Source organism: Jeotgalibacillus malaysiensis, from assembly GCF_044789845.1.
Taxonomy (GTDB): domain Bacteria; phylum Bacillota; class Bacilli; order Bacillales; family Jeotgalibacillaceae; genus Jeotgalibacillus; species Jeotgalibacillus malaysiensis_A.
This window is the reverse complement of sequence record NZ_CP085252.1, coordinates 2,225,258-2,246,182: the sequence shown is the minus strand read 5'-3', so window position 1 is coordinate 2,246,182 and position 20,925 is coordinate 2,225,258. Positions and strand designations below refer to the sequence as shown.

20 protein-coding genes and 1 tRNA gene are annotated in these 20,925 nt (G+C 42.6%); all 21 read left to right on the top strand.

Annotation, left to right across the window (positions count from 1 at the left end; genetic code table 11):
* Positions 1-55 precede the first annotated feature (55 nt).
* The 21 genes from sdhA to hemB all read left to right on the top strand — a co-directional run bounded on the left by sdhA (position 56) and on the right by hemB (position 20,917).
* Positions 56-1,816, top strand: coding sequence for a succinate dehydrogenase flavoprotein subunit (sdhA, locus tag LG330_RS12125; protein WP_404404189.1), 1,761 nt, complete (start codon positions 56-58; stop codon positions 1,814-1,816).
* Between the two features lie 2 nt (positions 1,817-1,818).
* Complete coding sequence (gene sdhB / locus LG330_RS12120; protein ID WP_404404187.1) at positions 1,819-2,592, top strand: succinate dehydrogenase iron-sulfur subunit; 774 nt, start codon at positions 1,819-1,821, stop codon at positions 2,590-2,592.
* A 111-nt stretch (positions 2,593-2,703) separates the two neighbouring features.
* Positions 2,704-3,168, top strand: coding sequence for an acyl-CoA thioesterase (locus LG330_RS12115; RefSeq protein ID WP_404404185.1), 465 nt, complete (start codon positions 2,704-2,706; stop codon positions 3,166-3,168).
* 68 nt (positions 3,169-3,236) lie between these two features.
* Entirely contained in the window at positions 3,237-3,449 is a 213-nt protein-coding gene (locus LG330_RS12110) for a LuxR C-terminal-related transcriptional regulator (RefSeq protein WP_404404183.1), read from the top strand.
* A 107-nt stretch (positions 3,450-3,556) separates the two neighbouring features.
* Positions 3,557-4,009, top strand: coding sequence for a MarR family winged helix-turn-helix transcriptional regulator (locus LG330_RS12105; RefSeq protein ID WP_404404181.1), 453 nt, complete (start codon positions 3,557-3,559; stop codon positions 4,007-4,009).
* 16 nt (positions 4,010-4,025) lie between these two features.
* Entirely contained in the window at positions 4,026-4,823 is a 798-nt protein-coding gene (gene racE / locus LG330_RS12100) for a glutamate racemase (RefSeq protein ID WP_404404179.1), read from the top strand.
* A gap of 238 nt (positions 4,824-5,061) precedes the next feature.
* Positions 5,062-5,814, top strand: a complete 753-nt coding sequence (gene rph, locus LG330_RS12095; RefSeq protein WP_404404177.1) for a ribonuclease PH — start codon at positions 5,062-5,064, stop codon at positions 5,812-5,814.
* Positions 5,814-6,398: an XTP/dITP diphosphatase gene (locus LG330_RS12090; RefSeq protein ID WP_404409584.1), complete on the top strand. Its 585-nt coding sequence runs from the start codon at positions 5,814-5,816 to the stop codon at positions 6,396-6,398. The genes rph and LG330_RS12090 overlap by 1 nt, the downstream gene beginning before the upstream one ends.
* A gap of 9 nt (positions 6,399-6,407) precedes the next feature.
* The gene (locus LG330_RS12085) at positions 6,408-6,917 is read left to right on the top strand and encodes a metallophosphoesterase (protein WP_404404175.1); all 510 of its coding nucleotides are present in this window, start codon (positions 6,408-6,410) and stop codon (positions 6,915-6,917) included.
* Between the two features lie 181 nt (positions 6,918-7,098).
* A complete protein-coding gene (locus LG330_RS12080; RefSeq protein ID WP_404404173.1) occupies positions 7,099-8,139 on the top strand; it encodes an IS30 family transposase in 1,041 nt (346 codons plus the stop codon).
* Positions 8,140-8,309: 170 nt separating this feature from the next.
* Positions 8,310-8,383, top strand: a tRNA-Arg gene (locus LG330_RS12075).
* 132 nt (positions 8,384-8,515) lie between these two features.
* Complete coding sequence (locus LG330_RS12070; RefSeq protein WP_404404171.1) at positions 8,516-9,463, top strand: tetratricopeptide repeat protein; 948 nt, start codon at positions 8,516-8,518, stop codon at positions 9,461-9,463.
* 143 nt (positions 9,464-9,606) lie between these two features.
* Positions 9,607-10,896 carry a trigger factor gene (gene tig / locus LG330_RS12065; protein ID WP_404404169.1) on the top strand — a complete coding sequence of 430 codons (1,290 nt, stop codon included), beginning with the start codon at positions 9,607-9,609 and terminating at the stop codon, positions 10,894-10,896.
* 229 nt (positions 10,897-11,125) lie between these two features.
* A complete protein-coding gene (clpX, locus tag LG330_RS12060) occupies positions 11,126-12,397 on the top strand; it encodes an ATP-dependent protease ATP-binding subunit ClpX (RefSeq protein WP_404404167.1) in 1,272 nt (423 codons plus the stop codon).
* 182 nt (positions 12,398-12,579) lie between these two features.
* Positions 12,580-14,901 (top strand): endopeptidase La, encoded by a 2,322-nt coding sequence (gene lon, locus LG330_RS12055; protein ID WP_404404165.1) that lies wholly within the window; start codon positions 12,580-12,582, stop codon positions 14,899-14,901.
* Complete coding sequence (yihA, locus tag LG330_RS12050) at positions 14,898-15,485, top strand: ribosome biogenesis GTP-binding protein YihA/YsxC (protein ID WP_404404163.1); 588 nt, start codon at positions 14,898-14,900, stop codon at positions 15,483-15,485. Before lon ends, yihA begins: the two co-directional genes overlap by 4 nt.
* A 504-nt stretch (positions 15,486-15,989) precedes the next feature.
* A complete protein-coding gene (gene hemA, locus LG330_RS12045; protein ID WP_404404161.1) occupies positions 15,990-17,321 on the top strand; it encodes a glutamyl-tRNA reductase in 1,332 nt (443 codons plus the stop codon).
* 15 nt (positions 17,322-17,336) lie between these two features.
* Positions 17,337-18,170: a cytochrome c biogenesis protein gene (locus tag LG330_RS12040; protein WP_404404159.1), complete on the top strand. Its 834-nt coding sequence runs from the start codon at positions 17,337-17,339 to the stop codon at positions 18,168-18,170.
* A 33-nt stretch (positions 18,171-18,203) separates the two neighbouring features.
* Complete coding sequence (gene hemC / locus LG330_RS12035; RefSeq protein WP_404404157.1) at positions 18,204-19,136, top strand: hydroxymethylbilane synthase; 933 nt, start codon at positions 18,204-18,206, stop codon at positions 19,134-19,136.
* A gap of 1 nt (position 19,137) precedes the next feature.
* Positions 19,138-19,899, top strand: a complete 762-nt coding sequence (locus LG330_RS12030; protein WP_404404155.1) for a uroporphyrinogen-III synthase — start codon at positions 19,138-19,140, stop codon at positions 19,897-19,899.
* A 37-nt stretch (positions 19,900-19,936) separates the two neighbouring features.
* A complete protein-coding gene (hemB, locus tag LG330_RS12025) occupies positions 19,937-20,917 on the top strand; it encodes a porphobilinogen synthase (protein WP_404404153.1) in 981 nt (326 codons plus the stop codon).
* Positions 20,918-20,925: the final 8 nt, after the last annotated feature.

Genomic DNA, 20,925 nt, shown 5'->3' with positions numbered 1-20,925 from the left:
AATGAACTTTCAGCTGCCTTGAGCAGCTTTTGATATCAGTAAGGAGAGTGACAAAATGAGTAAAGGTAGAATTATCGTTGTAGGTGGCGGACTTGCCGGCCTTATGGCAACGATTAAAGCAGCTGAAGCAGGAATGTCAGTAGACCTCTTCTCGCTTGTACCTGTAAAAAGATCACACTCTGTTTGTGCACAGGGCGGTATAAATGGAGCGGTTAACACAAAAGGAGAAGGGGACTCTCCTTGGGAACACTTTGATGACACAGTTTATGGTGGAGACTTCCTTGCTAACCAGCCTCCGGTAAAAGCAATGTGCGATGCAGCACCGGGGATTATTCACCTTTTGGACCGTATGGGTGTGATGTTCAACAGAACACCTGAAGGATTACTTGATTTCCGCCGCTTTGGTGGTACGCAGCACCACCGTACAGCATTTGCAGGCGCAACGACTGGTCAGCAGCTGCTTTATGCACTAGATGAGCAGGTGCGCAGATATGAGGTTGCCGGACTTGTAACGAAGTATGAAGGATGGGAATTCCTCGGGTCAGTACTTGATGATGACGGCGTCTGCCGCGGTGTCGTATCACAGGATCTGAAAACAATGGAAATCCAGTCGTTTAAAGGAGATGCAGTTATCCTCGCAACTGGGGGACCTGGTATCATCTTCGGAAAATCTACTAACTCTGTTATTAACACTGGTGCAGCAGCATCTGTTGCTTACCAGCAGGGCGTATATTATTCAAACGGTGAGTTTATTCAGATTCACCCGACAGCGATCCCCGGAGATGATAAGCTTCGCCTGATGAGTGAGTCAGCGCGTGGTGAAGGTGGACGTGTATGGACATACAAAGACGGAAAGCCATGGTACTTCCTTGAAGAGAAATACCCTGCTTACGGTAACCTGGTGCCACGTGATATCGCGACCCGTGAAATCTTCGACGTATGTGTACGACAAAAGCTTGGAATTAATGGTGAGAACATGGTTTACCTTGATCTTTCCCATAAAGACCCAAAAGAGCTTGATATCAAGCTTGGCGGAATCATCGAAATCTATGAAAAGTTCATGGGTGATGATCCGCGCAAAGTACCAATGAAAATCTTCCCGGCTGTTCACTATTCAATGGGTGGACTGTGGGTCGACTTTGACCAGATGACAAACATCCCTGGACTGTTTGCTGCAGGTGAATGTGATTACTCAATCCACGGTGCTAACCGCCTTGGGGCGAACTCATTGCTTTCTTCTATTTACGGCGGAATGGTCGCAGGACCTAACGCAGTTAAATATATCGAAGGCCTTGAGAAAACAGTTGAAGACATGCCTGAAGAAATCTACTCGCGCTTTGAGAATGAGAAGAAGCAGGAGTGGGAAGAAATCATGGCAATGGATGGCGATGAGAACGCTTATGTAATCCATAAAGAGCTTGGTGAGTGGATGACAGATAACGTTACAGTAGTTCGTCATAATGACAAACTTCGTGAAACAGACGCTAAAATCCAGGAGCTTCAGGAACGCTTCAAGCGTATCAACATTAACGATACTGCTAAATGGAGCAACCAGGGTGCAGTATTTACACGTCAGCTGAAAGGTATGCTTCACTTGGCGCGTGTCGTAACAATTGGTGCACTTAACCGTGATGAAAGTCGTGGCGCTCACTACAAGCCGGACTTCCCAGAACGTAATGATGAGAAGTTCCTTAAGACGACAATGGCTAAATTTAATCCGGCAACAAATTCACCGGAATTCCACTTTGAAGAAGTGGATGTATCTCTGATTGAACCGCGTAAGCGTGATTACTCTAAGAAGAAAGGAGCAAAATAATCATGGCAACAGCAACTGAAGAAAAAGTCATTAGATTTGAAATACACCGCCAGGACGATGAGAATTCTGCACCTTATTTCGAAGAGTTTGAGATTCCATACCGTGCAAATATGAATGTTATATCTGCACTGATGGAAATCAGACGAAATCCTTTTAATAAAAAAGGTGATAAAACGACTCCTGTCTCTTGGGATATGGGCTGTCTTGAAGAAGTATGCGGCGCCTGCTCAATGGTCATCAACGGAAAACCGCGTCAATCTTGTACAGCACTTGTGGATCAGCTTGAACAGCCGATCAAACTTGAGCCGATGAAGACTTTCCCGGTTGTACGTGACCTTCAGGTTGACCGCAGCCGTATGTTTGATTCACTGAAGAAAGTAAAAGCATGGATTCCGATTGATGGTACTTATGATCTTGGTCCCGGACCACGTATGCCTGAGAAAAAGCGTCAGTGGGCGTATGAACTTTCCAAGTGTATGACTTGTGGTGTATGTCTGGAAGCTTGTCCAAACGTAAACAGTAAGTCAGACTTTATTGGCCCTGCTCCATTATCACAAGTTCGCCTTTTCAACGCTCATCCAACTGGTGCTATGAATAAGAATGAGCGCCTAGAAGCGATTATGGGTGATGGCGGTCTTTCAAACTGTGGTAATTCACAAAACTGTGTACAGGCTTGTCCTAAGGGCATTCCACTTACCACTTCTATTGCGGCACTTAACCGTGATACAAACCTACAGATGTTCAGAAACTTCTTTGGAAGTGACAAAGAAGTATAAAACGACAGGTCCAGGTGCTTTGACAGCACCTGGATTTTTCTGTTCAAAAGGATCCTGTTCATGTAAAATAGGAATGAATGATCATTCATTTTGTGAAGGAGATGCTGGGAAATGAAAATACCATACATAATTAATTTTGAAGAATGGAGAGCGGGTTTTGAATTTTATTACCCGGTTAAGGTACGGTTTTCTGAAACAGATTTATTTGGACACTTAAACAATACAGTGCCATTTATTTATTTTGAACAGGCAAGAATTGAATTCCTTAAGCACCTGGGTTTTATGCAGACCTGGCTTGATCCGTCTAATGAATCGATTCCGGTCGTAGCTAACCTCCAGTGCGATTTTCTGAAACAGGTGTTTTTTGATCAGGAGTTAAGAGTTTATGTAAAAGCTGAATCGGTAGGGAACTCCTCAGTAGATATTCATTATTTGGGGACAGACGCTGACGGGCAGTCTGTATTTTGCGGCAGGGGAACAATGGTGCAAATGACTAAGGCGACTGGTAAAGGAAAACCGTGGACAGACGAACAGAAAGATTTATTCCTTCACCCTGCAGTAAAAATAGACGGTTGATTCCTCACTTATCACCCCTGGTATTCATACACTGAACAAACGGTGTTATTGAATAAGGGGGAAAGAATGTGGCTCGGAGAACATCAATTTTAACGAAAAGGGAAAAGGAAGTTTTTACTCTTTTACTTAAAGATAAGACAACAAAAGAAATTGCTTCTGAGTTGTTTATAAGTGAAAAAACAGTACGGAATCATATTTCCAATGTCATTCAAAAGCTTGGGGTAAAAGGAAGATCTCAGGCGATTGTTGAATTATTAAGGCTTGAAGAACTGTCTCTCTAACCGGGAGGCAGTTTTTTATTCGTCGCTGTATATTTAAATTTTCTTGATTATTGTCAACAAAAAGGCGACAATATTAACAGAATGAAACATAGGGAGTGTATGAAACGATGGAAACTAAAGAAGTGCAGGAGCTTCATTCAAAAGAGGTTGTAGCAGATATCGAAAAGGACCTCCGCTATATTTCCGGACTGATCAAACAAAAAGGCAGAGAAATTCTGAGCCAGTATACAATCACGCCGCCACAATTTGTAGCATTGCAGTGGCTGTTTGAGGCAGGGGATATGACAATTGGTGAACTATCTAATAAAATGTATCTCGCCTGCAGCACAACAACAGATTTAATTGATCGGATGGAAAGAAGCAGTCTGGTTGTCAGAGTGAAAGATGAACATGACCGCCGGGTAGTGAGAATTCATCTGTTAGAAGAAGGAGAAAGAATTATTGAAGAAGTAATTAAAAAGCGTCAGCAGGATTTAAGCGATGTTCTGTCAGAGTTTACTGAAGATGAAGTCTCTTCTCTTGCAAAAGTGCTGAGTAAATTACATGGAGAAATGAAATAAGAGTGAGGCGTTTTTCTTGAGCAGAGCAATCGGTGTAATGGATTCTGGTGTAGGCGGCCTAACAGTTGCCAAAGAAATTATCTACCAGCTTCCGAACGAACAAATCATCTATTTAGGTGACACAGCGCGCTGCCCATACGGCCCGAGACCTGAAGAAGAGGTTAGAAGGTTTACATGGGAAATGGCAGAGTTTCTTTACAGACAGGACATCAAAATGCTGGTGATTGCCTGTAACACAGCAACAGCAGCTGCGCTTGAAGAAATCAGAACCGCATTTGATATACCGGTGATTGGTGTTATTTCCCCGGGTGCGCGCTCAGCCATTAAATATACAAAAAATAATCATGTTGGTATTCTCGGTACAGCCGGGACCATCAAAAGTGCAGCCTATGAAAAAGTGCTGTGCAGTTTAAAAGAAAGCATTCAGACATATCCTAAGGCATGTCCTAAGTTTGTTCCGCTTGTTGAAAGTGGAGAACATAACAGTTCATTCGCAAAAAGAATTGTAGCAGAAACATTGAGTGATATGAGGAATCATCCTATCGATACACTGATTCTGGGATGTACGCATTATCCTTTGCTGCAGCCATTAATTGAACAGTATATGGGACCGTCAGTTAAAGTCATCAGCTCCGGTGATGAAACAGCCAGAGAAGTCAGTGCAATTCTTTCTTATCGCGGGGAATTAAATGCCCGTCATGAAAGACAAAAGCACCTTTATTACACAACAGGATCTCCTGTGATATTTGGACAAGTTGCCAGGGAATGGATGAATGACGATTCCCTCGTGGTAGAATCTGTGAAATTGCCGTGAGCGTATCACGGCTTTTATCGTTTAGTTTAAAAGCTATGTTAAAGGTCAATGTTGTTTTTGCGCAACTGGTGATTGTAGCGGAAGGGGGCGACTCCTGCAGGAGAAGCGTGACAGGTGAGACCCCACAGACGCAAAGCGTCGAGGAGGCTCACCGCACGCCCTGTGGAAAGCGTCCCCCTGCAGCGGAAATCAACAGCCAACTTTAACAAAGCCAATTTAAAAGATGGAGTGAATCAATGTGAGACCCGATGAAAGAGCGCCTTCTGAAATGAGGCAAATTACCATAGAAAAAAATTATCTGATGCACCCTGAAGGATCTGTTCTTGTATCCTTTGGAGATACAAAAGTCATCTGTACCGCGAGTATTGATGAAAGAGTGCCTCCTTTTATGAGAGGACAGGGAAAAGGCTGGATCACTGCTGAATATGCAATGCTGCCGAGAGCTACCGGACAGCGGACGATCCGTGAATCATCTAAAGGAAAAGTCAGCGGCCGTACAATGGAAATTCAGCGGCTGATCGGACGTGCTTTAAGAGCTGTTGTTGACCTTGATTCACTTGGAGAACGAACTGTATGGATCGACTGTGATGTGATTCAGGCAGACGGCGGAACAAGAACGGCCTCTATTTCCGGTGCTTTTGCAGCGATGGCGCTTGCGATAGAAAAAGTCTCTGTTGAAAAAGAGCTTTCAGTATTTCCTGTGAAGGATTTTCTTGCGGCTGTATCAGCAGGCATTAATGCAGATGGTCAACCTATACTTGATTTGAATTACGCAGAAGACAGTACAGCAGATGTGGATATGAATATTGTGATGACAGGCAGCGGTGATTTTGTTGAGCTACAGGGTACAGGAGAAGAAGCATCATTCACGCATCAGGAGTTACTTGATATGCTCCAGATCAGCCGCGATGGCATTGAACGTATTATTCAGGAACAGAAATTAATACTAGGTGAAGAACTGACTGCAAAAATAACAGGTGATCATTCATGATGAAAACCATTATTATTGCAACAAACAATTCTGGAAAAGCAAAAGACTTTGATCGCCTTGTGAAGTCCTTCGGCTATGAGGTGAAAACACTCGCAGATTATCCTGAACTCGGTGAAGTTGAAGAAACAGGATCAACTTTTGCTGAGAATGCCGCTTTAAAGGCAGAAACAATTTCAAAGCAGTTAAATGAAATTGTTATAGCTGATGACAGCGGACTAATCATCGATGCATTAAACGGAGAGCCCGGCGTATATTCAGCAAGATATGCAGGTCCTGAAAAAAGTGATCAGAAAAATATTGAAAAAGTATTATTTAAAATGGAACAAGTGCCCGGGGATAAAAGAACCGCCCGTTTCCATTGTACGCTTGCCATGGCCATACCCGGGGAAGAAACAAAGTTGTTTACAGGTGAAGCTGAAGGGTATATTACCACAAAACCAATAGGCGACCATGGCTTCGGTTATGACCCTATATTTTATACTGAAGTATTTCAAAAAACATTTGCCGAACTGACACCTGATGAGAAGAACCAGATCAGTCACCGGGCAAATGCACTTAAGAAGTTACAATTACAGTTTCAGTGAGGTGAGCTGATGAAAATCCTAGTCGTAAGTGACAATCACGGTGATGCGCATATTCTGACTGAGGTTAGGGAACAATGGAGCAATCAGGTCGATTATATGCTGCATGCTGGTGATTCAGAACTTCCATTTGAATCAGATGAAATGAACCCTTTTATCAAAGTCAGAGGAAACTGTGATTTTGATTCATCCTATCCAGAGGATGAAGTCGTTGAATGCGGAGATAAAAGAATTTTTATCACGCACGGACATTTGTATGGCATTAAGTCATCATTAGACAGAGTACATTATAAAGCAGAAGAAAATAATGCTGATATTATTATTTTCGGACATTCACATCAGCTTGGAGCTGAAATGATTGATCGTAAACTTTTCTTGAATCCGGGCAGCATCAGATTGCCGCGTGATCGTAATGAACCTACTTATGCAATTGTAGAGTTCGAGAACGAAAAGGTTGAAGTAGTGTTTTATACGAATGAGCATGATAAACTATTGTCATGGAACGGGACTTTTACTGACTGAATCTCATACGTGCCGCTATATGCAGATTGATTAAAAGCGGCGCGTTTTATTCATTTTTAACCCGTTTTAAAATATTTGGTTAATTGTAAAATGAAATGCAACACCTGAAAATAGAAAAGCCATAGTGAGACCGTGTAACATTAATGTCGACTAAAACAATTAATACACGGAGGTCATCACTATGGCTCAAAGTAATTCTAGCACAGAACAGAAAACCTTTAAACATTTGTCCGATGCAGAAAGAGGAGAAATCTCTGCTTATCTAAACCTTGGGCTCTCTTTGAGACAGATCGCTAAAAGAACCGGGCGTCACCCCAGTACCATTTCCCGTGAGAGAAAACGGGGAACAGTTGTGCAGCTGGATACAAACAGAAAACCGTTCGCGAAATATTTTCCGGATACAGCTGCCCGTGTCTATCGGGAAAACCGTCGGCACTGCGGAGCCCAGTCTGTCACGCTAAAAGCCTGGCACTTTCTGCGTTACGCAGAGAAAAAGATACTTGAGGACAAGTGGTCTCCGGATGCGATTGTCGGTCACGCAACACGACACGAGGCTTTTAAAGACAGCTATATCCCAGCCACCAAAACCATCTATAACCTAATTGATCAGTGTAAGCTATCAGTAAGAAACATTGATCTGCCGCTGAAACTGAGACGCTCGACAAAGAAAACACCTGCACGGAAAAACAAGCGGATACACGGGAAGAGTATCGAAGAAAGATGTGAATCCGTGGACTCCCGTGAAGAGTTTGGGCATTGGGAAATCGATACGGTGCTTGGTAAAAAGTCTAAAGATGAAGCATTACTGACGCTGATTGAAAGGAAAACTCGTAAAGAGTTACTGGTCAGGATTTCGAGTAAGAGTGCTTCAGCTGTTCAGGAAGCTGTACGGACACTTCTCGCGCCTTACCAGGACAACTGTTCAGCTGTCTTTAAAAGCATCACAGCTGACAATGGTGCTGAATTCAGCGAGCTCGCAGCGTTCGAAAAGGAAAATATCGCCATTTATTTCTCTCACCCGTACGCCTCCTTCGAGCGTGGCACAAATGAACGTCACAATGGCATGATAAGGCGGTTTATCAAAAAGGGCCAGCCCATCCATTCTTATTCCGATGATTTGCTTGAAGAAGTAGAAACCTGGATGAACGAGCTTCCGAGAAAAATTTTAAACTATGAGACCCCGGCAGAAATGTTCGACCGGTGTGTAGCTTTGTTGGCCTAGGCCAACAAAGCTACACACCGGGGAGGTCCCCCTATGCTTTATTAGGGTGTTGCATTTAATATTGCAATTTACGTTTTAAAATATTTTAAAATAATATTTGAAAATCCGTTGACTTTTGATCAATGTATTAATATAATAATAATTGTCCTTAACAAGACGGACTACATAATGTCCCAGTAGCTCAGCTGGATAGAGCAACAGCCTTCTAAGCTGTCGGTCGGGCGTTCGAATCGCTCCTGGGACGCTACCAAAGCCTGCCGGTTACAATCGTAACCGGCAGGCTTTTTTTGGTGTGAAGATAGTGCTTTTCTTGGCATTTTTGTAAGTACAATGCTACACTCAATTCAAAAAGATTACGGAAGGTGGTTCATCATATATGGCTGAGCAGCAGAGCAGGCGTGTTATACCGTTTCCGGGATTAAAAGACCGACTTGTAGAGCGGGGATTGGACATGCTGCAGAATCAGGAAAATGTTGAAGCCATCAGCCTTTTAGAGCAGGCCCTTGAAATCGACGAACAGGATGCTGCTGCAGGAACATCTCTTGCTGTAGCATATTATGAAAATAATCAGTGGGCTGACTCAGCAGCGCTTTGCGAAAAAATGCTCCGTAATGGTTCAGGTGAATATGAAGAAATGGTGGAGCTTTATGTAATGAATCTGATTCAGTTGAGACGGTTTGATGAGATTGCTTCATTCATACAGCCTCTTTTAGAAGAAAATGAATTGAATCCTGAGAAAGCAGCAAGGCTTCAGAATCTGATTAATCTTGGTCAGGAACAAAAAGATGTGAGAGAAGCTGAAGACGAGTCATTTCAGACATTCCAGCTGCAAAAAGATCTGGAACAACAGATGATTCAGGCGGCTGCACTTGCAAAGCAGAATATCAGACCAATGAAAAATGACATCATTAGTGAAATTGAAAAGGATGACACACATCCCTTTATCAAAACGCTGCTGATAAATATTTTAAGAGAGCAGGGTGTACCTGATGAAACGGTCATTTGTAAATGGGGAAAGGAAATCTCGGTGTCACCTGCAGATCTGCTCGAACCATTCGATCAGGAGCTTTATCAGAAAGCAGCAGCAATCCTTTCAAATGATAGTGATCAGCCACAGTTGACAGAAATTGCGTCAGAGCTCTTGCAAAAGCATGCATTTCTGCTTTATCCTTTCACCTGGAGAGTAGATTCGCCAGCTGTCATATCAGCTGCATACCAAAGGCTGGCCCGTGAGTACATGGGTGAGGAAAACCCGTTTGAGGATTTTGATCATACTGAGTTTCTTGCTGAAATCAGACGGCTTGAAAAAGTGGAAATGGTCTAATGGTTTGCAGTTGAAAGACAAACCGCGTATGTTATAATAAAATGGTTGCATAATGGGATTCTAAATTGATAAATGAAAGAATCATTGATTTCATGTCGTACATGAAACCATTAACTTAATAGATGTTTTGGAGGGAATTATTTATGTCAGCAAAATGGGAAAAGCAAGAAGGAAATGAAGGCGTACTGACGGTACAAGTTGACGCTGAAACAGTTAACAAAGGTCTTGACAGTGCATTTAAAAAGGTCGTAAAGCAAATTAACGTACCTGGATTCCGTAAAGGTAAAATGCCTCGCCAAATGTTTGAAAAGCGTTTTGGAGTGGAATCGCTTTATCAGGACGCTCTAGATGAGATCCTTCCTGAAGCTTACGCTAACGCAGTAGATGAAGCTGGTATTGTACCAGTTGATCGTCCTGAAATTGACGTAGAGCAAATGGAAAAAGGTAAAGAGCTGATTTTCACAGCGAAAGTAACTGTAAAGCCTGAAGTTAAACTTGGTGAATACAAAGGGCTTGAAGTGGAAAAGCTTGATGCTGAAGTAACTGACGAAGATGTAGACGCTGAGCTTAAGCAGCTGCAGGAACGTCAGGCAGAGCTGGTTGTGAAAGAAGACGGTAAAGTGGAGGACGGCGATACAGTTGTTCTTGACTTTGAAGGGTTCGTTGATGGAGAAGCATTTGAAGGCGGACAAGCTGACAACTACACTCTTGAAATCGGATCAGGTTCATTCATTCCAGGTTTTGAAGAGCAATTAGTTGGTCTTGCTACAGGAGATGAAAAAGACGTTGAAGTCAATTTCCCTGAAGAATACCATGCTGAAGAGCTTGCTGGAAAGCCGGCTACATTTAAAGTTAAAATTCACGAAATCAAAGCGAAAGAACTTCCTGAGCTTGATGATGAATTTGCTAAAGATGCAGACGAGGAAGTGGAAACACTAGCTGAACTGAAAGAAAAGACGAAAAACCGTCTGACTGAAGACAAGAAAAACGCTGCTGAAATGGCACTTCGTGATTCAGTAGTTGAAAAAGCTTCTGAAAACGCTGAAATTGATATCCCGGAATCAATGGTTAACACTGAAGTTGACCGTATGATGCAGGAATTCGAACAGCGCCTGAGTGCACAGGGAATGAATCTTGACCTGTACTTCCAGTTCAGCGGTCAGGACGAAGAAGCACTTCGCGTACAAATGCAGGAAGATGCAGCTAAACGTGTACGTACTAACCTTGTACTTGAAGCAGTTGCTGAAGCTGAAAATATCACTGTCACTGAAGAAGATGTTGCGTCTGAGCTAAGCAGCATGACTGAACAGTTCAACATGTCAGTAGATCAGATCAAAGCAGCACTTGGTGGATCTACAGAAATTCTTGAAAACGACCTTCGAGTTCAAAAAGCAATCGATTTTCTTGTAGATAACAGCACAACTGTTGCATAATAATAAGTAAGACTGAAGCAAGGCGCGATCAGATCGTGCCTTGTTTTATAACATAAGCACAGTTTCTTCATAGTAAAAGGTTCAAATCAGTACATACATAAAGGTTTTATTGCAAAACATATCGGGAAAATCGAGTTAGTTCCGTCTGATGGTTCTGTATGGTACAATTTTTCCTACAGAGTTAAAGACATGCTCTAAAATGGGCAATACTGATAAAGGGGTGAAAGTAATGTTTAAATTTAACGACGAAAAAGGACAATTAAAGTGTTCTTTCTGCGGAAAAACCCAGGAACAGGTTCGTAAGCTTGTTGCCGGTCCGGGTGTATATATTTGTGATGAATGTATAGAGCTTTGTACTGAGATTGTGGAAGAAGAACTTGGTACTGAAGAAGAAGTTGAATTTAAAGATGTACCGAAGCCGAGAGAAATCCTTTCGATCCTCGGTGATTATGTAATTGGTCAGGAACGTGCGAAGAAGTCACTTTCAGTAGCCGTATATAACCATTACAAGCGAATCAAATCCAATAGTAAAGTCGATGATGTTGAGCTTTCAAAGAGTAACATCTGTCTGATTGGGCCTACTGGTTCCGGTAAGACACTACTGGCTCAAACGTTAGCAAGAATTCTGAATGTACCGTTTGCAATTGCAGATGCTACATCACTTACTGAAGCCGGTTATGTTGGTGAAGATGTAGAGAACATTCTTCTCAAACTGATCCAGGCTGCAGATTATGATGTTGAGCGTGCTGAAAAAGGCATCATCTATATTGATGAGATCGATAAAGTAGCACGTAAATCAGAAAACCCATCTATCACCCGCGATGTATCAGGCGAAGGTGTTCAGCAGGCATTGCTGAAAATTCTTGAAGGTACTACTGCAAGCGTTCCTCCTCAAGGTGGAAGAAAGCACCCGCATCAGGAGTTTATCCAGATTGACACGACGAATATCTTATTTATCGTCGGTGGTGCATTTGATGGGGTAGATCAAATTATTAAGCGCCGACTTGGCCAAAAAGTAATCGGGTTTGGTTCAGGTGATTCAAAAGGTGACCTGACAGAACGCGAGCTGCTTTCAAAGCTTGTACCGGAAGACCTTCTCAAGTTTGGTCTGATTCCTGAATTTATCGGGCGTCTGCCGGTAACTGCCACGCTTGAAACGCTGGATGAAGAAGCGCTGATTTCAATTTTAACTAAGCCTAAAAATGCGCTCGTTAAACAATACCAGAAAATGCTTGAACTTGATGATGTTGAACTTGAATTTGAAGAAGAAGCTCTCCGTGAAATTTCACGTAAAGCAATTGAGCGAAAGACCGGAGCTCGTGGATTACGTTCAATTATTGAGAATCTGATGCTTGATGTAATGTTTGATCTTCCATCTAAAGAAGAGATCAAGAAATGTATCATTACACCAGGTGCTGTAGAGCAGACTGAAAGACCAATTCTTCTACGTGAGGATGGTTCTCAGATCGATCTGGATGATGAAGAAAAAACATCTGCTTAATGTCTAAGACAAAAGCTGGCTCATCATATCGAGTCAGCTTTTTTTATCTCTCAAAAGATACAGGCGTAAGCTGAAAAAGCGCATAAAACTTTTCTCTTCGCTGGATGTTTTTCTAATCTAAAGGGTAAAGTAGTACTAAACGTTTTTAATCGGTTTTTTGAATTAACCTGGAGGTGTTACATATGGCGAATAAAATACAGACTTTGCCGCTTTTACCGCTGCGAGGGCTGCTCGTATACCCAACAATGGTGCTGCATATAGATGTTGGCCGTGAAAGGTCGATTCAGGCTTTAGAAAAAGCAATGATGGATGATCATATGATTTTCTTGTCAACCCAAAAAGATATGGCTATCGATCAGCCGGAACAGGACGATCTTGCCGGAATGGGTACGCTAACAAAAGTAAAACAAATGCTTAAATTGCCAAATGGTACGATCAGAGTTCTCGTTGAAGGCATTGAGCGAGGTAAAATAACTTCTTTTGTGGAAAGTGATCCGTTTTTCACTGTCGAAGTTGAATCATTCCCGGACGATCCTGAGAAGTCTCCTGAATATGAGGCTCTTATGCGTACACTGACTGACTATTTTGAGCAGTATATTGCCCTGTCTAAAAAAGTATCAAAAGAAACACTTAATACCGTACTTGATATAGAAGAGCCGGGCCGTCTTGCGGATATTGTTGCTTCTCACTTACCACTCAAGCTTAAGATGAAGCAGGAAATTCTGGATACGACTGATATCAAAAAAAGAATCACTGCATTGATCGAAACGATTAATAATGAAAAAGAAGTGTTAAGCCTTGAGAAGAAAATCGGTCAGCGCGTGAAAAAGTCGATGGAACGGACTCAAAAGGAATATTACCTGCGTGAGCAAATGAAAGCGATTCAGAAAGAGCTTGGGGATAAAGATGGGAAAACAGGTGAAATTTCAGACCTTGCCAAAAGAATCCGACAGGCGCAAATGCCTGAATCCATTGAAAAAATTGCAAGAAAAGAACTGGACCGCTATGAAAAAGTTCCTGCAACTTCAGCTGAAAGCTCTGTCATCCGCAATTATATTGAATGGCTGATTACAGTGCCATGGTCCCAGTCAACTAAAGATGATCTTGATATTAAAAAAGCTGAAAAAATTCTTGACCGTGATCATTATGGATTGGAAAAAGTTAAAGAGCGGGTGCTTGAATATCTTGCAGTCCAACAGCTGACCAAGTCTCTCAAAGGGCCAATCTTATGTCTTGCCGGTCCTCCGGGAGTAGGGAAAACAAGTCTGGCGCGTTCAATCGCTGAATCAGTAGGCCGTAAATTTGTCCGTGCATCACTGGGTGGTGTAAGAGATGAATCTGAAATACGCGGCCATAGAAGAACTTATGTCGGCGCTATGCCGGGCCGGATCATTCAGGGGATGAAAAAAGCAGGGACCGTAAACCCAGTGTTTCTTCTTGATGAAATCGATAAGATGTCTAATGATTTCAGAGGCGATCCATCATCCGCGATGCTTGAAGTACTTGATCCTGAACAGAATAACTCCTTCAGTGACCATTTCATTGAAGAGCCTTATGATCTGTCTAAGGTCATGTTTATTGCAACTGCAAATAATCTTTCAACAATCCCGGGTCCGCTTCGCGATCGTATGGAAATTATCACGATCGCTGGTTATACTGAGATTGAAAAGATCAATATCGCTAAAAATCATCTGCTTCCAAAACAAATAAAGGAAAACGGACTGTCAAAATCACAGCTTCAGATCAGAGATGAAGCGATTAAAGACATTGTCCGCTACCATACACGTGAAGCCGGGGTCAGAAGCTTGGAACGGCAATTGGCGACTGTATGCAGAAAAGCAGCTAAAATGATCGTTGGTGAAGAGAAGAAAAAAGTTGTTGTTACATCAAAGAGTCTTTCTGAATTCCTGGGTAAGAAAAAATTCCGTTACGGTCAGGCTGAAGAAGAAGATCAGATTGGCGTTGCGACAGGTCTTGCCTATACGACTGTAGGCGGGGATACACTTCAAATTGAAGTATCACTGTCACCTGGTAAAGGTAAGCTCGTGCTGACTGGTAAGCTTGGTGATGTGATGAAGGAATCTGCGCAGACTGCATTTTCATTTGTCAGATCGAGAGCTGAACAATTTAAGCTTGAAGAAAACTTCCATGAGAAGCATGATATTCATATTCATGTTCCTGAGGGAGCGGTACCAAAAGATGGACCTTCAGCAGGGATTACAATCGTTACTGCGCTTGTATCAGCATTAACTGAACGTCCAATCAAAAAAGAAATCGGTATGACCGGTGAAGTAACGCTTAGGGGAAGAGTGCTGCCAATCGGCGGGCTGAAAGAAAAGTCACTAAGTGCACACAGAGCGGGCCTTACGACAATTATTATTCCAAAAGATAACGAGCGCGATATAGATGACATTCCGGAAAGTGTACGTGCTGAACTTACATTTATCCCGGTATCTCATGTAGATCAAGTCCTTGAAATTGCGCTGGCAGGTGAAAAACAATGAAAATAACCCAATCAGAGATCGTCATCAGTGCTGTAAAGCCTGAACAATATCCTGAAGGAGGTCTGCCCGAGTTTGCACTAGCGGGCAGATCGAATGTCGGGAAATCATCCTTTATTAACAAAATGATTAACCGTAAAGCGCTCGCGCGGATCTCCTCTAAACCGGGGAAAACCCAGACGCTGAACTTCTACCTTTTAAATGAAGCACTTTACTTTGTAGACGTACCTGGATACGGTTATGCGAAAGTATCGAAAACAGAACGTGCAGCATGGGGTAAAATGATCGAAACATATATGACAGACAGAGCACCGCTCAAAGCCGTCATTATGATCGTTGACCTCAGACATCCGCCAACCAAGGATGACATCATGATGTACGACTTTTTAAAACACTTTGACATCCCGTGTTTGATCGTTGCTACTAAAGCAGACAAAATTCCTAAAGGAAAGTGGCAAAAACATCTTAGTGTTACCCGAAAAGTCCTCGAAATCGCAGAAGGCGATGAACTCATCATGTTCTCTTCCGAAACAGGTCTTGGTAAGGACAACGCATGGCACTTTATTGAAAGAAAAATGAAAGAGTAATAGTTTTCAATTTTAAAAGAGAAACGCCTGATTAATCAGTGCGTTTCTTTTTATGTTCAATGCTGTTACCAAACTCAGCTGGTTCTTAAAAGGAAGAGCCTAGACTCCCGCCCCGGGAAAAGACAGAAGAGACTACGCAATGCGAGGCATCAGTGGGCTCACCGCCCGTGGGCAGGAAAGCGCAGCCCTCCACTTTAAGGAACTGAATAATAGAAAACTTACCTGAGAATTATTGTAGTATGTTTATAAAACATCAAAGTAGTGAAAGAATAGATTATTAAAACGTTTTCAACGAAGATTCTGATATTGAGCAGAACTATTGAAAACGAACGGGTGCTTTGGTACCCTTAGTTCAGATGAAATCTTGATACAGCAGTGCAAAACGGCACATTACAGATGCTGTATCCGTACGTTTCAATGGTTGTTCACATTTACCATTAGGACATGATCTTAATCATGTTATAATGGGAGTAATGATTAATTCGTGGGGGTGTCATTCAGCACATGCACATTTTAGTGGTAGGTTTGAATTACAAAACGGCCCCTGTAGAGATGAGAGAGCGTCTTTCTTTCCAGGAAGCGGATCTTAGTAAAGCAATGACGGAGCTTCAGTCCCGTAAGAGTATACTGGAGAACGTCATCGTTTCGACATGTAATCGTACTGAGATATACGCAGTAGTCGATCAGCTTCACACAGGTCGTTATTATATAAAGCAATTTTTAGCTGACTGGTTTAACCTGGACAAGGATGAGTTTAGTCCTTATTTGTTTATTTATGAGAAAGATGGTGCGATGGAGCATTTGTTCAAGGTGAGCTGCGGACTTGATTCAATGATCGTAGGCGAGACTCAAATTCTTGGACAGGTACGAAAAAGCTTCTTTACAGGGCAGGAAAATGGTACAACGGGTACGGTTTTCAATGAATTATTTAAACAGGCTGTAACGCTTGCTAAAAAAGCACATTCAGAAACTGATATTGCATCTAATGCTGTATCTGTCTCTTATGCTGCAGTTGAACTTGCTAAAAAGATATTCGGAGATTTAAATAAAAAACATGTGCTTATTCTCGGTGCAGGTAAAATGGGTGAACTTGCAATTCAGAACCTGCAGGGCAGCGGTGCAACTAAAGTGACTGTTATCAATCGTACATTTGAGAAAGCCGCTGCACTTGCAGACAAGTTCTCAGGTAGTGCGAAAGAGCTGAGAGAGCTTCAGTGTGCGTTGATTGAAGCAGATATTCTGATCACTTCAACAGGTGCACAGGAAGCATTGATCAGTAAGGAAATGATGACAGATGTTGAAAGAATGCGTAAAGGCCGTCCATTCTTCATGGTGGATATTGCAGTGCCGAGAGACCTTGACCCTGCAATCAATGAGCTTGATAACGTATTCCTGTACGACATTGATGACCTTGAGGGGATTGTCCAGGCAAACCTTGAAGAACGTAAACAGGCTGCTGAGGAAATTGGTCTTATGGTAGAAGAGGCTATTGTCTCATTTAAAGAATGGTTAAATATGCTTGGCGTTGTTCCTGTGATCTCGGAGCTGCGTGAGAAAGCACTTGCAATCCAGGCTGAAACAATGGAAAGCATTGAACGTAAAATGCCAAGCCTGACAGACCGTGAGCGCAAGGTGCTGAATAAGCACACTAAGAGTATTATTAATCAATTATTAAAAGATCCGATTTTGCAGGCAAAAGAACTGGCTGCATTACCTGATGGTGATGAAAAACTTGAGCTGTTCAAACAGATTTTTAATTTGACGCAGGAAACTGAACGTCGTGAAAAATCGGCTGAATCAGTAAAACTAGAGCCACAGCTTACACTGCAAAGTTGACGGGGAGGATCACACATGTTTGAACTGTCTATGACACGGCTGCATGAAGTCATGATCATCCTCTATGCAATCAGCGTGCTATTATATTTTATGGATTATGTACAAAGAGACCAGAAGGCGAATCGCGTTGCCTTCTGGCTTTTGTCAATTGTTTGGGTTCTTCAAACAATTTTTTTATTTCTATACATGTTCAGAACCGGCAGATTTCCGGTTTTAACACTCTTTGAAGGCATTTATTTTTATGCCTGGGTATTACTGACGCTTTCACTTGTACTTAACCGATTAATGAAAATCGATTTCACGGTCTTTTTTGTTAACCTGATCGGATTTACATTTATGGCGATACATACATTCGCCCCGGTTCAGGCGAGTACAGAAGCAGCGGCTGAACGGCTAATGTCGGAACTGCTGCTCATTCATATTACAATGGCCATTGTATCCTATGCTGCCTTTTCAATTTCCGTCGTTTTCTCAATCCTGTATTTATTACAATACAGATTATTAAAACAAAAAAAATGGGGACAAAAGATTCAGCGTATTACAGATCTTGCGAAGCTTGAAAAAGGATCAGTGATCTTAAACAGTATTGGTTTTCCGCTGCTGTTACTAAGTCTGATTCTGGGTGTGCAGTGGGCAGTTGTATCACTGCCGACAGTGCTTTGGTACGATATTAAAATTTCAGGTTCATTTCTGCTTTTAGCAATCTATGGAGTGTTTTTATATAGAAGGTTTGGAAAAGGACAGTCCGGTAAGTCTCTTGCACTGTTCAATACAGCCGCTTTTGGCTGCCTGCTGATCAACTTTTTACTTGGAAGCAGGTTATCATCATTCCATTTCTGGTCAGTTTAAATCACGATAACTATTCATTGGAGGCATTTATTTATGAGAAAAATCATTGTAGGGTCACGCAGGAGTAAGCTAGCGATTACACAAACAAAATGGGTAATTGAACAGTTAAAGGCGCTTGAACCCGGTACAGAGTTTGAGATTAAAGAGATCGTCACGAAAGGCGACCAGATTCAGAATGTGAAGCTTTCTAAAGTTGGAGGCAAAGGGCTGTTTGTAAAGGAAATTGAGCAGGCGATGATCGATGGTGAGATTGATATGGCTGTTCACAGTATGAAGGATATGCCTGCAGAGCTTCCTGAAGGGTTGATCATCGGTAGTATCCCGGAACGTGAGGACCCTAGAGATGCATTGATTTCCAAAAATAATGAGACCCTTGCAGAACTGCCGGCAGGATCGATTATCGGCACGAGCAGCCTGAGACGCGGTGCACAAATTCTTGCAGTACGCCCGGACCTTAAAGTTCAGTGGATCCGCGGGAATATTGATACCCGCCTGAAAAAGCTTGAAACTGAAAACTTTGATGCCATTATTCTTGCCGCAGCAGGACTTTCCAGAATGGGCTGGTCAAAAGATGTCGTGTCAGAATTTTTATCTCCTGAAGATTGCCTGCCAGCGATTGGACAGGGTGCACTTTCAATTGAATGCAGAGAGAGTGACACTGAACTAAGAGAATTATTAAACCGTTTCAGTGACCAGGAAACCGCTCTGACTGTTACGGCTGAGCGTACATTCCTTCATAAGATGGAAGGCGGTTGCCAGGTGCCGATCGCTGGATATGCAACGCAGATTGAAGATGGCGTGTCTTTGACAGCACTGGTTGCATCTCCGGATGGCACGAAAGTGTATAAAGAAGTCATCAGTGGAAATGATCCGATTGAAGTAGGCTTAAAAGCTGCTGAAATTCTGACAGAGCAGGGTGCTAAAGCGTTAATTGATCAGGTTAAGATCGAACAGGAAGGTCAGTGAGATGGCTTCCCTGAACGGGATGAAGATTGTCCTGACCAGAGATTTACGCTCTTCAGTTCAGGATCGTAAACTGATAGAAAATAGCGGGGGAATACCGGTTATTACACCCATGATCCGGATTGAGCCTGAATCAGTTACCCTGGATGGACAGAAAAAGCGTGAGCTCAACGAGTCAGACTGGATTATTTTTACGAGTAAACACGGCGTTCATTACTTTTGCAGATTAATAGAAGAAGCGGGATTAAAAGACCTGATTGCCTTAAAGAAACTTGGTGCTGTCGGATCAAAAACAGCAGATGCATTAGAACAGGAAGGACTGCCGGTTCACTACATTCCGCCTCTTTATTCTGCTGCAAGTTTTAAGGGAGACTTTTCTGAACCGATCGATGGGCCTGTGCTTTTTCCACAGGGAAATCTTTCGCGGGGTGAAATTACAGAGTTTCTTAGGGGAAAAGGATATAAATGTATCAGCTGGACGGTCTACAAAAACACTGCTCCTGACATGTCAGCAGATCTTTTAAATGAACTCAGGACAGCTGATATCATTACATTCTTTTCCCCATCTGCTGCAGAGCGATTTGATCAAGCAATTGAAGCTGATTCACAACTGATTTCAAAAATAAGACAGGGTCTAATCAAAATTGCCAGTGTAGGACCTACGACAACTGAAGCTTTAAGGAAAATCGCTTTGCCTGTACATATCGAACCTTCAGAATATACAATGGAAGCGATGATTGAAGAGATCGCTTCGTCTCTGAAGTAAATAAGAGTGTTTTTAATCGTATTCAGGAGGGTTTTAAATGAATGAATTACAATTTGACCGTCACCGCAGATTAAGAGGTTCTGACGCGCTGCGTTCGATGGTACGTGAAACATGGCTTCGCCCGGAAGACTTTATTTATCCGCTGTTTGTTGTGGAAGGTGAAAAGATTCGCAAGGAAGTTCCTTCAATGCCAGGTGTCTTTCATGTCTCTTTAGATGGTGTGATTGATGAAATCAAGGAATGTCAGTCACTCGGTATTCAGTCTGTCATTCTGTTTGGTGTGCCAAAAGAGAAGGATGCAGTTGGCTCTCAGGCTTATGCTGAAAAAGGCATTGTCCAGCAGGCAACAAGACTGATCAAAAAAGAAGCACCTGAGATGGTGATTGTCGCGGATACATGCCTGTGTCAATACACTGATCACGGTCACTGTGGTGTGATTGAAGGCGGCAAAGTACTGAATGACCCTACGCTTGATCTGCTTGCTAAAACAGCAGTCAGCCAGGCAAAAGCAGGTGCTGATATCATTGCTCCATCTAACATGATGGATGGATTTGTCGCTGCGATCCGTTATGGCCTTGATGAAGCAGGATACCATGATGTGCCGATTATGAGTTATGCAGTTAAGTATTCTTCAAGCTTTTACGGACCTTTCAGAGACGCAGCTCACAGCTCGCCGCAGTTTGGGGACCGTAAAACCTATCAGATGGACCCGGCTAACCGAATGGAAGCTTTAAGAGAAGCAGATTCTGACGTAAATGAAGGGGCGGACTTTCTGATTGTGAAACCTGCACTTTCTTACCTGGATATCATGCGGGAAGTAAAAGACCGTCATCCGCTTCCAGTCGTTGCTTATAACGTAAGCGGCGAGTACTCAATGATTAAAGCAGCTGCAGCAAACGGCTGGATCAATGAGCAGGAAGTCATCCTCGAAAAGCTGACAAGTATGAAACGTGCCGGCGCAGACCTGATCATTACGTACCACGCAAAAGAAGCTTCACGCTGGCTGAAAGATCAATAAATTTTAAA